General features: G+C 56.9%; 21 protein-coding genes. All 21 read left to right on the forward strand.

All coding sequences use genetic code 11. The features are described 5' to 3' along the window. Nucleotides 1–82: 82 nt before the first annotated feature. Nucleotides 83–331: an AbrB/MazE/SpoVT family DNA-binding domain-containing protein gene (locus tag BG83_RS0126695; protein WP_024979631.1), complete on the forward strand. Its 249-nt coding sequence runs from the start codon at nt 83–85 to the stop codon at nt 329–331. Further along, nucleotides 325–645 (forward strand): type II toxin-antitoxin system PemK/MazF family toxin, encoded by a 321-nt coding sequence (locus BG83_RS0126700; RefSeq protein WP_024979632.1) that lies wholly within the window; start codon nt 325–327, stop codon nt 643–645. Before BG83_RS0126695 ends, BG83_RS0126700 begins: the two co-directional genes overlap by 7 nt. A gap of 280 nt (nt 646–925) precedes the next feature. Beyond that, complete coding sequence (locus BG83_RS0126705) at nt 926–1,552, forward strand: hypothetical protein (protein WP_024979633.1); 627 nt, start codon at nt 926–928, stop codon at nt 1,550–1,552. 97 nt (nt 1,553–1,649) lie between these two features. Then, the gene (locus BG83_RS30020; protein ID WP_231973463.1) at nt 1,650–1,934 is read left to right on the forward strand and encodes a hypothetical protein; all 285 of its coding nucleotides are present in this window, start codon (nt 1,650–1,652) and stop codon (nt 1,932–1,934) included. 425 nt (nt 1,935–2,359) lie between these two features. Further along, nucleotides 2,360–2,776 (forward strand): DUF7673 family protein, encoded by a 417-nt coding sequence (locus BG83_RS28215; RefSeq protein WP_051541601.1) that lies wholly within the window; start codon nt 2,360–2,362, stop codon nt 2,774–2,776. Between the two features lie 103 nt (nt 2,777–2,879). Then, on the forward strand, nt 2,880–3,125 hold the full coding sequence (locus BG83_RS0126725) for a hypothetical protein (protein ID WP_024979637.1): 246 nt from the start codon (nt 2,880–2,882) through the stop codon (nt 3,123–3,125). A gap of 8 nt (nt 3,126–3,133) precedes the next feature. Next, entirely contained in the window at nt 3,134–3,496 is a 363-nt protein-coding gene (locus tag BG83_RS0126730; RefSeq protein ID WP_152543767.1) for a hypothetical protein, read from the forward strand. A 133-nt stretch (nt 3,497–3,629) separates the two neighbouring features. After that, nucleotides 3,630–3,890, forward strand: coding sequence for a hypothetical protein (locus tag BG83_RS0126735; protein WP_048932975.1), 261 nt, complete (start codon nt 3,630–3,632; stop codon nt 3,888–3,890). Nucleotides 3,891–3,975: 85 nt separating this feature from the next. Next, nucleotides 3,976–4,416 carry a hypothetical protein gene (locus BG83_RS0126740; RefSeq protein WP_024979640.1) on the forward strand — a complete coding sequence of 147 codons (441 nt, stop codon included), beginning with the start codon at nt 3,976–3,978 and terminating at the stop codon, nt 4,414–4,416. A 971-nt stretch (nt 4,417–5,387) separates the two neighbouring features. Next, nucleotides 5,388–6,056, forward strand: coding sequence for a hypothetical protein (locus BG83_RS0126745; RefSeq protein ID WP_231973461.1), 669 nt, complete (start codon nt 5,388–5,390; stop codon nt 6,054–6,056). Between the two features lie 345 nt (nt 6,057–6,401). After that, nucleotides 6,402–6,620, forward strand: coding sequence for a hypothetical protein (locus BG83_RS0126750; RefSeq protein ID WP_024979642.1), 219 nt, complete (start codon nt 6,402–6,404; stop codon nt 6,618–6,620). Beyond that, entirely contained in the window at nt 6,617–6,967 is a 351-nt protein-coding gene (locus BG83_RS0126755; RefSeq protein ID WP_152543768.1) for a hypothetical protein, read from the forward strand. The genes BG83_RS0126750 and BG83_RS0126755 overlap by 4 nt, the downstream gene beginning before the upstream one ends. 112 nt (nt 6,968–7,079) lie before the next feature. Next, nucleotides 7,080–7,268 carry a hypothetical protein gene (locus BG83_RS0126760; RefSeq protein WP_024979644.1) on the forward strand — a complete coding sequence of 63 codons (189 nt, stop codon included), beginning with the start codon at nt 7,080–7,082 and terminating at the stop codon, nt 7,266–7,268. 11 nt (nt 7,269–7,279) lie between these two features. Further along, a complete protein-coding gene (locus BG83_RS0126765) occupies nt 7,280–8,092 on the forward strand; it encodes a hypothetical protein (RefSeq protein WP_024979645.1) in 813 nt (270 codons plus the stop codon). Nucleotides 8,093–8,148: 56 nt separating this feature from the next. After that, nucleotides 8,149–8,607, forward strand: coding sequence for a hypothetical protein (locus BG83_RS0126770; protein ID WP_024979646.1), 459 nt, complete (start codon nt 8,149–8,151; stop codon nt 8,605–8,607). 35 nt (nt 8,608–8,642) lie between these two features. Then, nucleotides 8,643–9,023: a hypothetical protein gene (locus BG83_RS0126775; RefSeq protein ID WP_024979647.1), complete on the forward strand. Its 381-nt coding sequence runs from the start codon at nt 8,643–8,645 to the stop codon at nt 9,021–9,023. A 48-nt stretch (nt 9,024–9,071) separates the two neighbouring features. After that, nucleotides 9,072–9,314, forward strand: coding sequence for a hypothetical protein (locus BG83_RS0126780; RefSeq protein WP_024979648.1), 243 nt, complete (start codon nt 9,072–9,074; stop codon nt 9,312–9,314). Nucleotides 9,315–9,912: 598 nt separating this feature from the next. After that, nucleotides 9,913–10,119: a hypothetical protein gene (locus BG83_RS29490; protein ID WP_048932976.1), complete on the forward strand. Its 207-nt coding sequence runs from the start codon at nt 9,913–9,915 to the stop codon at nt 10,117–10,119. A gap of 10 nt (nt 10,120–10,129) precedes the next feature. Beyond that, nucleotides 10,130–10,426 (forward strand): hypothetical protein, encoded by a 297-nt coding sequence (locus tag BG83_RS0126790; protein ID WP_024979650.1) that lies wholly within the window; start codon nt 10,130–10,132, stop codon nt 10,424–10,426. A 62-nt stretch (nt 10,427–10,488) separates the two neighbouring features. After that, a complete protein-coding gene (locus BG83_RS0126795) occupies nt 10,489–10,689 on the forward strand; it encodes a hypothetical protein (RefSeq protein ID WP_024979651.1) in 201 nt (66 codons plus the stop codon). A gap of 151 nt (nt 10,690–10,840) precedes the next feature. Next, nucleotides 10,841–11,723 (forward strand): hypothetical protein (locus tag BG83_RS0126800; RefSeq protein ID WP_024979652.1); only part of this gene is annotated, 883 nt, incomplete at its 3' end.

Genomic DNA, 11,723 nt, shown 5'->3' on the forward strand with positions numbered 1-11,723 from the left:
TGCAGACAAGGCGGAAACGGTGTAATAACATTGTGTTGCCATACCCTTGGCAATGGAATAACATTGTGCTTACGGTGGGATTATGAAAGCAACGATTCGCAGGATGGGCAATTCACAGGGGGTCTTGATCCCCAAGCCCATTCTTGCCCAGCTGGGTTTGGAGGATGAAGTGGACATGGCAGTGGAGGACGATGCTTTGGTGATTCGCAAGCCGAAGAAGAAGCCGCGCGAGGGGTGGGCCGAGGCCAGCCACGCTGTCGCTGCAGCTGATGATGATGTGCTCGTGATGGGCGAATTCTCCAACGCAGATGACGCGGAGCTGACGTGGTAGCGCGCGGAGATATCTGGCTCGTCGCCCTGGATCCGACAAAAGGAAGTGAGATCCAAAAGACCCGTCCGTGTGTGGTCGTCTCGCCTCCCGAGATGCACGATCACCTGCGCACTGTCATCGTTGCCCCGATGACTAGCAAAGGCCGCCCCGCACCGTTCCGTGTACCGATCACCTTCCTGCGCAAGAGTGGACTGATCCTGCTGGACCAGATACGCGCTGTGGATAAGGTGCGCCTCGTTAAGAAAGAGGGCGTTGTTGCCGATAAAACGATGTTGAGCGCCCTGCAGACTTTGCAGGAAGTTTTCGCCGAATAGCGGTTAGGGAAGGCTGTCGCCATGATTCAGTGGACAGACGCACCGAATGGATCGGCAGGGCACGCTGACGGAAGCCTCGTCGTCCAGATCCGACGGTTGGGAGCCGGCGGTTGGTCGGCTAGCTGGTGCAATGGTCAGTTGTGGGATGTCTCCGACCAATCCACGCATGTCAGCGAACAGTCGGCCCGCCATTTCAAGACGCGCGAGACAGCCAAGCGAGCAGTGGAATCCCGCATGGCGGCAAGAGAGAGGGATTGATGGGGAAATCGGAGAATACGGAATGGTTGACGATCAAATTGCCTGTTTGAGGGAGCGCGCACACGCCGCCCATGCCCAGAGCCTGTCAGTTCTTGAGAAGGATGCAGGCGAGGCGACTCGGAATCTCGCTAAGGGCCGAGAAAAAGCCGACTCAGTTCTGAAGCGAGATCTTGCATTGCTTGATACGCGCTTTAGCGAGGCCTGGAAAGCGCTGATCGTGGCTGGTACCGCGCCACAGAGTCGGGCGAAGGCTTCTGCGTTCGGAGATTGCACATTCGGCGGCCGCGTACCTCGCGGAGAAATTCTTGGTGGCAGTGCACCCGAGAGTTTTAATGGAATCGACATTCAGCATGCAGTGCTCGACACCTACGAGAAATTGCGGCTGGTTGGAGTTCCGGTTGCACATATCCATGGGCTTGGCGGACTCGAGATCGAGCCGGACGCGGCCAACAAACGTTTCAATGCGAAAGTCGAGCACGATCTCCCCGAGTGCAAAGGGGAAGACTTTGAAGTCATTGGTTATCAGATGATGATCGATGACGAAGGTAGCACTTTGCGGTTTTCCGTGAGGGTTTGGTGGAAGTCGAAGGTTATCCAAAACGCTGAAGACGATAGGTTCAGTCTGGGCCACGAGCCAGGCTCGAACTGACCACGGAAAAGCCATGCCAATTAACCCGCTAAACAACCTATCCCAAAACGCTGGCGACATTTGGTTCGTTGGTGCAGCTCTTGGATGCATCGCACTTATGTCCTACATCGTCTGGAGTTTGTTCTTCGTTCCGTTGACACGCGGGCAAGAACATTCAGACGTGCCAAAAGGACAAGAGAAGGTGCATCTGCCTGGCTGGACGATGGTCGTGAATGTAGTCGCTATGGTGGCCGCGCTCACCGTATTGGGTTCTTGCAAATACGTCGGGTTGTCGTGGTGGATAGGCGTCCCGGTCGCCGCTGCGATCATCGTTGTTGAATTGCTGTGGGAGCGCGCAATTGAACGGAAGTATTGTCTGCAGCAGCTCCAAACCGGCCGGTAGCCGAGCTATTTGGCAAGGAACATGAAAAACGACCAAAGCCATCATGACGCAGACGCGGCTGCCCACGAGGTAACGATGGGTCGTACTGCCGACGCTGGTACTGCCATCTATCAGACTGTCTTTACGGCACGATCAGACACCAGTGCGTTGCGCAAGGCGAGCATCACGGAGATCGAAAGAGGCCTTAGCAATCGAAACGCAAAGATTGCGTTGAAGCACTAGCCTTCGGAAAATAGCGATGCCTATGCAGAATATCGAAGCCATTCCGGTACAGAAGAGGTGCCGTTGGTTTGTCCGTCAAGGTGGGATTACGCACTTCGGACGTGGCTTCCGATCGAAAGAGGGGGCAAGCAATTGGATCGACGCGTTTGGTCCGTCGCTGGACTGGCGAGTCGGATTTTGCTTCCGACTTAAGGGCGATACGCGTGATATCGAAATTGTCGATCGGCATGGGCGGGTCCCGCGGTCTTAACCAGAAAAAGGTAGCCATGAATTTTGAAGAGCTGGACAGGCAGGAACGTGAATGGGCGGAGCGCGCAAGCAAGGTTCAGGCATCGGCCGCCCAAGCGTATGACCGACTGATGCGTTTGGCCGAAAGCAGCAGCGCTGGGCAGGTCCACACCGTAGCGCGCTTCCTTGCATCGACATTCGATGGTCAGGCCTTCCCGCTGGACCCGTTCGATCTCCGTGCCGTGGAGGTGACTATCAGTGATGACATGCTGTTGTGCTTGGACGCGCTACGGTGGGGTAAAGCGGACCTCTATAAGTTGGTCCCTGACGGCAACGCACGCCTTCTCGCAATCTGCCAGGCCTGGGGGCTCAAATGGCCGGAATCGCAGTGAGCTGCAAGCAATCTAAGGAAAGCGACGAGCAATCATTCGGCGCTCCTGGTCCTAGGACCCATCTGCGACCAGATCGGGAAAAAGGGAAGAGCAAGGCGACAACATGACCGTAATTCAAAAAGTGATGGCGCAAAAGATTCGCGCCCGTGGCGGAAAGGTCTTCACCTTTGACAAGGGCCACTCGATGGTGCTGATTTTCGAACATCGCGCGCTACGTCAGTTAGAGCGCATGCGACGCCACGGCTCGCGGAAAGTGAAGGTTGCGGTGCGCCGAGCCGGCTCACTGCTCCCGACCGCCGCTGTCGCGACGGTGCGAACTTCAACCACCCGGGCGAACCGCGCTGGCTAGCAGGAAAAATGACAATGCAGTTCAAAGTTCTCCGCAACCAGCCTTCGATCGCTTTCAATCCCTTGGCCTGCGCCTCGGAGGACACGCTGGCGGAGCTTCTTCGCCAGATGAGCGCGCATGTTGGCGACAGCTTGGATCACCTCGCGGAAATCGACGACCAACTTGAGGCCCTAGTCCCCGCCCTGGTCGAGCTGCGCGAGACGGGCCACTTGAAGCTGAACATGGCAGTGTTGGCTTCATATGGAACCCTCGACGGGTTCATGCGCCTTGCGGACGACGAACGACTGACGCCGCTGTCGCGCGCCCGTTGCGCCGCGATTCGCAACCGGTTGCTGGTACACGGCTTGAAGGCTCTTTTTCGCAACGCATAGGACTGGGAGCAGTATGGGGAATCTACAACCACAACCTCGACCCCATGTCGAGATCGAGACCTTTGGCCCCGATGGAAGCCGCACGATCGGGCCCAACAGAGAGCGTTCCAGGGCTAGAAGAGAGAAACGGCGCTTGCCGTCAGAGAAGATCGCCTTCACGGCGATGGTTTTTGTCTCTGGATGGGTATTCGGCGCTGCCCTCTTGATCTGGGCACTGATGAGTGCCATTAGCCTCGATGACTTGGTACGCATCGCTGAAAGCGGGGTCAATGAAAAGGCGATACAGGTGCTGGTTGAGGCGCGCGCCCTTTACAGGCTCGCATTGGGCATGTGTGCAGTTTCAGTGGTTGTGGCCTGCGTTACGGCCGCCAGGTATCACGTCTTCCGCCGCTGACAAAAGAAGTAGAACCCGAGTCGCCATGCAAGAGAACTGTGGGTCGTTCAGCTCTATCACACACACCTTCACAAGGGACAAGAAAATGAAGCAACTCCTGTTGATCGCAATTGCTGTTTGTGCCGCAACCGCGCAAGCCGAAACGGCCACCCAATCGGCACATCTGGAAGCCAAGGCCATCAATGCCATTGGCACACCGACAGCCACAACACAGGGCGGTCAAAGCATCAACGTCGCCAATGCGGCCGGCGCAGCGATGGCGATTAAGCAAGTCCCTATTCAGGGAAGTCATTGCGACCTTGCATCGGGCCCGATTTCTGCCGGCAGCATCAGTACCGACGCCAACGGTCGAATGATGCAGTGTTTTGGCTCCGCCAAAGGCGCCCCAGGGACGTGGCAGTACGTTGTCGAAAGTGACAGCGAGCGTATTGAGAAGAAGCTGGATCAACTGAACATCACGAATATGCAGATTCTGGCGAAGCTCTCCGAATTGGCCGCACTTCAACAGTCCGGTGCCCACAAGTAGCGAACGGAAAGCTCTTGATCGATGTCGCTGCGCTGTGGCGACAATCGTCGGGGGCTCAGAATGGAAGAATCTCTTAGCGTGGGAAGCGCCCCTTACAGGCCGGCTAAAGAACGCGCATTGAGCGAATGATGACGGTTAAGCGAGAGGCAGAGGTGCGGCGCCAAGGTGCAGACGATGTGCGTGCGTGCGCCAAATTGCACCTTCCGAAAGGTCGGGGGACGGATAACCATGACAAATTTTGCAGTCGACATTTCTTGTTGTGGTCGTGCCTCCTATTCATAGGCATCGGCCTATGGGAAGTAGGTAAGGCTGTGACCTGCATCGCCGTGGTATCAGTCCTGTTCCTACTGCCGCTTTCTTGGTATTGGCTGGCCGGATCCATCCGAAATGCGACTCAAGGCCGATGGCGAAGTGCAGCGTCCATCTTTCTCGCCCCCTTTTTGTCTGGGAGTTTGATCCTCGCGCTCTCGTTAGCAGGATTAGACCCCGATCGCATCCACTTCCTACTTGTTAAGTATTCGCACGAGAACGAGATACGCACTGCAGGTGCGACAGGGTCTCTTGCAAGAAGTTGGAGTTGGGGGCTTGACGCCGCACCTTTGTCAGCAGGTGTCGCTTATACGCTGAAGTATGACCCGACCGACCGAGAAATGCTTTCCGCCCACATCCCGGGTAAATCTGTCCGTCCGATGGGGGATCACTTTTACATTGTGAAAGAGTCAGAGGATGGTGGTCCTCTCTGACAGGTAGTTGAATCCCAAGATAAAGAGGCGTCAGCAGCGCAGAAGGCCAAGGTGGGGCATCTGTTGTTGGCAAATTCGTGACGGGCCACCCCTCGACACTTGCACCGACCCATATGTCCGTGTTCGCTTGATTCATTCGCTCCATTGAAAGTGCCGAGAGATCCGATCGAGAAGACTGAGCTTTTAGGGGTTGCTACCGTCAAAACCGCTGGAGAAATGCCTCGGGCCATGGCGACGATGACACGACAGCATTACAGTCGACTGAGAGCGTATTTCAGGTGCGGCCATCACGGCTCAGCGAGCCTTGCCGACAACATTGACTTGGACCTTGTCGCTGCAGGCTTCATCGCTCGCATAGATCGCCAGTTCGGCGGGGCTCAATTCGTCATCACTCATGCGGGGGAGCTAGAGTTGCATGAGGAAAAACAGCGCGAAATCACGCGGCGGAAACCCCATCATGAGCTTTCAGGCCGATTGGCCGCGTGGCTGAGGGACCAGAGTCGCGTAACGTGGGAGAACATTGAGCTACTCATTGAGCTTCCCACAGGAGCGCGCCAGGCGATCCGCCCCGACGTGTTTTCGATGGCGAAGACCTACGATGCCAAGCGGATCAATCCGTGTGTGCATGAGGTCAAGATCAGCCGGTCCGATTTCCTATCCGACTTGGCGAAGCCAGAGAAACGCGGTGGCTATGCCGCGATCTCTGAGGTGATGTACTACGCCGCTCCCCCTGGAATCATCGACGCTGCTGAAGTTCCCCTCGATTGCGGGCTAGTAATTGAAAGTAAAGAGGGTATCTTCGATGTCGTGAAACGGCCCAAGAAGCGCCGTGTTGAATTGTCGACGCACCATTTCATGAACTTGATTTTGAAGCCAGGCGCGTTCAACACCGTATAGGAAGAAGGATGGACGAAACGACTAAGGCGCGCTTGCGGCCGATCTTGGAGAACAGCAAGCGTGGGAAGCCGAATTCCAAACGCGACGATGATTTTGCGGCACGTTGCTTTCGAAAGTGGCCAGCTGAGTATTCTGAGTTTCGAGCCGAGGTTGTTGGCGCTGTGGTTCGTGCAATGAACCCGTTCGCAAATTAGGTGTCTTCGCACCTCATTACGTTTCATGACGTTCGGGCGGACCTGATTTCGATAGGTTCCATGACGTTCCCCTGTGAAGGAATCGACTTGGCAGTTCGGATAGCAGCGCCCCAATAGGGTGTCTATCCACCGGTCGAAAATATGGAAGATCATGACTGAGAAGATGAAGCTGTTTCTATACCAACGCGGTCCCCTTGCGGCCGCCGTCCTTTGCATCCTCGTGAGCGCATCTGGTTTTGCCCTGGCTCAGCTTTTAGGGTGGGGCTTGTCACGTAACATCGTGGTGCTCCTGAGCACGCCGCTTGGTATCGGCGTTTGTTTGCTGGTGATGGTGCTGATCGAAGAGTTCTGCCGGTTGACCCTCGAATGATTGAAAAAGCCATGAAGGCAAAAATGTCGCTTCTTCTTGCCAGCGCAACGCTCAGCGTGGTGAGCCATGCCGGTGAACCACGCTGCGCAGAACGCATCGCACAAGGCACCGTCGCTGTCGTGCGTGTAGTTCCCGGAATGACTGTCCAGATAGATCTCCCGCCCGGTGCGCACGTCGGTAATGAGGAGCGTCCAGACTCAGGAACGAAGGTCTACTACAAGGGCGGAGCCACTCAAAGTCCGCTGATTTTCCCCACAAATCAAGGGCGATACGAGGTCTGCGCCGTACTCGCAAAAGACGGGGAGCAGCCCGATCAGCATGTGGTGCTCAGCCGCCGCAATCGGTAAGAGAAAGGCGTGACCTTCGTCTACCGGAACTCGCGGGCTATCTCCCTGGGAAGCGTGGTCCAAAACGACAGTGGAACGCAACGATGCCCGCCTTCATTGATTGGTAACTTGAATGGATGAATTCGACCATCTCAGAGGCAGGCTCGCCGAGTTGAAGCCATATCTGGACGACGACAATCTGCCGCTCATCATGGCTTCGGTAGCGAGCCGGACCGCCAGTTCTGCAGCGAAGGAGGCCATAGATAGGGCGCGCGTCGCAGAAGCGGTGATTCACCGCGCCAGGCGCGGCCGGCAGGAATAACAAGATGAGCCGTGCAAAACGATATTGCAGCTGCAGAAATTTTCGAGAAAGGCTGTGCCACTGGCCGGCCTCAGGGCATATCGGCCCATCATAAGGGGCAAAAGATCTCCGCGGAGCCCAGCGAGGAAAGGTGGAAGCCAGACCAGCACGTCGTGTTCACCGGCCGCGCCGCAAATGAAATGGTGACAGGAACAAACATGGACGAGATAGATTTCAGTTCGAGGCCGTGGTGGAGGGAGCGCGATCGAATGGCGCACCGATTTGGCCTTCCGGATTGGGCCGCACTTGAAAGCGAGATGCAGGCCGGAGGGGTTCTACGTTCGCCTGGCTGGGCCCGAGGGGATGCCCTGACAGAGCTCTGGCACGCTGCGCGTATCGATGCCGGATTCGTCATTTTGATGAGGGAAGAGGGCGGTGTCGTCGGACTCGCGAAGACTTTTGGTCCAGATAAAGTGCGCGCTGAACTGCAGATTTCCGCCGGAGTCTTTGATGACTCGGGTGGGAAATATTTGGCTGCAGTCGCGCCGGCGACTAAGTCCGTTCAAGCGTACGCTGACCTTTCAGGGGCACGCGTTCAGGCTGCGGCAGTCTTTGCGTTCGCCAGTGCCGCATCGATCCTCTGCGCTGTGGTTCTTGCGACCTTGCCGGTTCTACCTTTTTTGCTTCTTCTGCTTGGTTTCTGGACAGGGGGGACTGCTTGGCTCTCCTATGGGGATCACGTCCGGCAGCAGACAGGGAAGGATCCCTCTTGGTCGATGCGCAGAAGCCCAATAGGGAAGTGGATCCCGCTGCGGTTTTTCGGTGATGACGACGTCACCAATTAAGCAAGTCGGTTCAGACCGCTGAACCGAGAGGCGAGGCCTCAACGGCTAGGATAATCATGACTGCAATTCTGACTTTGTTGATTGCTCTGGGACTCGCACCAGCAGACGCAAGACAAGACCCGTGCAAGGCACCAGGTTGGGCGATTTCATCTGAACTTGCCACAGCCTGCGATTTCGATGACGCTCGCACCGTGGCTGAGCTCAATGTGCCGACGAGCTATACCGGTAGTCGCACACAGGCCAAGTTCATAGCGTCAAGATTCACAGACACACCGTTTGCCGCCGAGACATTGGGGGACGTTCTGCTTGTCAGTGACCGCGCGGTTTCGGTCAGCAAAGCGCCCGAGTACGTGAAGTTGATGGGGCCAGCAGGTGGATGGGTAGACGCGGGCGGTACTGTGCACGGAGCTTACGATGCTTGGACCATGAAGCTGGCGGAGACTCGGATTTCCAGCCAGCCCGCTGGCACGCTCGTTTCTTTGGTCAAGCGAAAGCAAGCACGCCCGTTCGAATGAAGTGCGTTGCCACTGAGACTCGAGGAGAGCGCTCCATGATCGATATACAACGGCCTCTTTCCCCGGTCCTAGCTTCCCTCCTCCTGAAGGAATTTCCTCACGAGGAATTAGCCGCGCTTGGCTGCGCGATTTCCAGCGCCGACAAAGCGGCCGCTGAGCGCTTCTATATTGGCTTGGAGGAACATCGCCTCGATCTTCGCAGTAGCGGCGGAGGTGAGACATTTTGCGACGCTGTGCTCGGTTATCTCGAGGCACTTCTCGACCCAGGAACAGATCTACTCAAAGCATCCGGGATTGAACTCACTGCATCGAGCAAGACGCGAACCTGGGAACAGATGACAGACATTCAACGCACAGCCCTCCGCAGGGAGGCTGCGGAACTCTATGCGGTCATCGAACCGATTTTCAACCACTAGAACGGAAGTGCGATGGAGGCGTCGCAAGATGCCTGAGCACGTCTAGGAATGAGCAAACTTCAGATTGCCGCGCACGGTAAAGGATCATCCGGGGCACTAGCAAAGCATCAAGACAAGCTGGAAAGGGAGTTTGCTGAAAATTTGTTGCGGGTCGCGCGCAAGGCAAACTCTGCAGCCGATCCTAAGCGAATCAACCGACATGAGTTGGTGACAGCCGAAGCCAGAAAACGCGGCGTCAGGTTCCTGCCTTTGCAGGTTATGCGGCCAATTTTTCAGGCTGCCGATCTGTAACGCGGAAAGATCATGGGAAGGGAAATGTCCAACATGAATCGGAATCTTAAGGCGGCCGATGTGCTGGTAGCCATGGCTGCATGCATATCCACGATAGCGGCAAATGCGGGTGTGCTTACCGACATTGGGGCCGCGGCATACAAAGCTGCGGGGGCGCCGAGCGTGACAACCGTGATCCCGCCGGGATACCAGGTTGAGGTGGGCGGGCACGATAGGCTCATGATGGGGAGCGATTTGTGCCCTCGTGTTCCCGTGCCACCTTCAACGCATCTCTGGTTCATGGGCGGCCATCCGGTGGACGGTTCGGGCTGTGTAGTGATCGGACCTAACACGCAAGAAGTGCCCGTCGTCCTTTACGGTTCGGATGGGGCTCGGACATCCGAGGTCTGGTCCGTCGACCGCCAAGAGCGAAATGGCATTCCAGTGCTTCGGCTCAAGCGTGCAAATGGCGAGTACATTGCAGACGCCAAGAGGACAGAAAAGCGTTGATCGAGATGAAGATGGTAGCGGCCGTTGCAATGGTGCGAGGCGCCTCGCGGAACGGCATTGACCAATGCATGTTTAGTCAGCACCCAACCAATCCTAGGAAAGATCAGCAATGAAAGTCATCGAACGAGTTTCCGACGCGCGCAGCCTACGCGGCTTCAAAGTAGGTGTGATCCTTGCGATCGCCGGCGCCTTGGGATCGTTTGTCACTGGATCTTCCGTTCCCCTTTGCCTTGGCCTTGCAGGCTACTTCGTGGCGTCTTGGCCTCTCGCCAAGCGGTTTGCGACGGTGGCCTTCACTGGCCGCTATCCGAAGTAGGGAGGAGACGATGAGATCGGCAGTCAAATTTGAAACGAAGCAAGCACAGCGCTTGTATGCCAGTCTGCTGGAGCACCAAGCGCAGATGTTGGCCAGCGGAGAGGCAGCGAGGCAGTTGGCTGAGAGCCGCCGAAGGTTTTGGAAATCGACGTTTTGGGCCTTTGTCGCCCCTCCGGCCATCATTTCGGCGCTCGCAACAGGGGCGCTGGCGTATGTCGGTGCGGGCCTCGAGCAGATTGTCTCCTTCGGCGGGGCCGGAGTTGCCACAACCCTCGTTGGCTTTCTCATTCTGTACCCGCGCGCCTGAATCGAAAGCACGGAGACTGTACTCCAGGAGTTTCCTCCAACCTAGGAATCGGGGTGTCAGGAATGCAGATTGTGCGTGGGCAAATCTGGCGCGAGACACGAGGTCCAAACTGCGGCCGCATCAGCAAGATCCTGCTCGTTTTGGGTGCTACTGTTTTCCTGCAGCGCTGCCGTCAAGACGGTGAGCCGATCGACACGATGCTGTTCAAGAGTTCAAGGCGTGACATGGCGGCCGAGGACGGCTGGGAATTGCTTCAATTCTGAGGCCTTGGCGCCGATCACAGAAAAGTGAGAAGCAAGGCGGCTCAAGCCGTTGCTGTCATGGGAAAATTCTGGTTGTCGTCTTTTCGGCTGGAATCCCCTGCCGGGAAGCGAACCAAGCACTCATTGCACAGCGGACACAAGGAGAGGCCCCATGCCAATCACCGCGTATTCGAGGGAGGCGCGGCGAGAGCTCGATTTAGAGCAATGGCTCGCGCTCAACGCATATCAAGCCAAGGACGATCCCGAACTGGTCAACATGCCGCCAGAGGTCCGATCGAAGGCAGCTAGCGACATTGAATGCAGTTGCTGCGGGGCGCAAGGCGCGAGGCTGGTGAGAGGTGCGCGCTCGAAAAGTACAGGCAAGGCGATCGCACAAGGCCACTTCCGCTTTCGCACGGCAGACGGCGCCAATCCTCACAGTCCGCTATGCGATTACTTTGACGAGCAGAAGGTCAGAGGCGCAGAGTACCGGACCGACTTCGGCAGCGACAAGACGGCACTCACAAAGGCCATTCGTGATCTGGTATGCCGCGGGATCACGGCGGGCCTATTCAGTCAGTCCGACATGCGGGACATGCGCTTATGGTTCCTGCGGGAAAAAGAGGCTCACGCTATAACGCTCGACGTCACGCCCGAGCTGCTCGAATGGTGCGTCGATATGCAGGCAACGCGCGCATGGACGCCCGGCAACTTGCCATTCGCGCCGGAGCATGGCGCGTTGCCTGGCTTTGATTGGGATGCTGCAGCCAAAGCCGAATGGGCACGTCGCAACGAGCATCTATTCAGCCTAGGTGTGCCGTGGGCCTTTTATAGGCGCCAGTCGATCGAACGTCCTTTGCGATTGTTGGCTCAGTATGCCGGAGAGGTCGTGCTAGACCCGTCGTGTCTGCAGGACAAGTATGAGGCTGCCTGTAAGCTTTCCAGCTTCGCTGCCACCCATCTCTTCGGTCCAGGATCGAAACCGCCGGCGATAGTTCACAAGCATCCTACCGAATGGGGGCCGATGGGACCCGCACTGTTGGCGCTCAGTGCGT

Source organism: Ralstonia pickettii (assembly GCF_000607165.1).
GTDB lineage: Bacteria > Pseudomonadota > Gammaproteobacteria > Burkholderiales > Burkholderiaceae > Ralstonia > Ralstonia holmesii.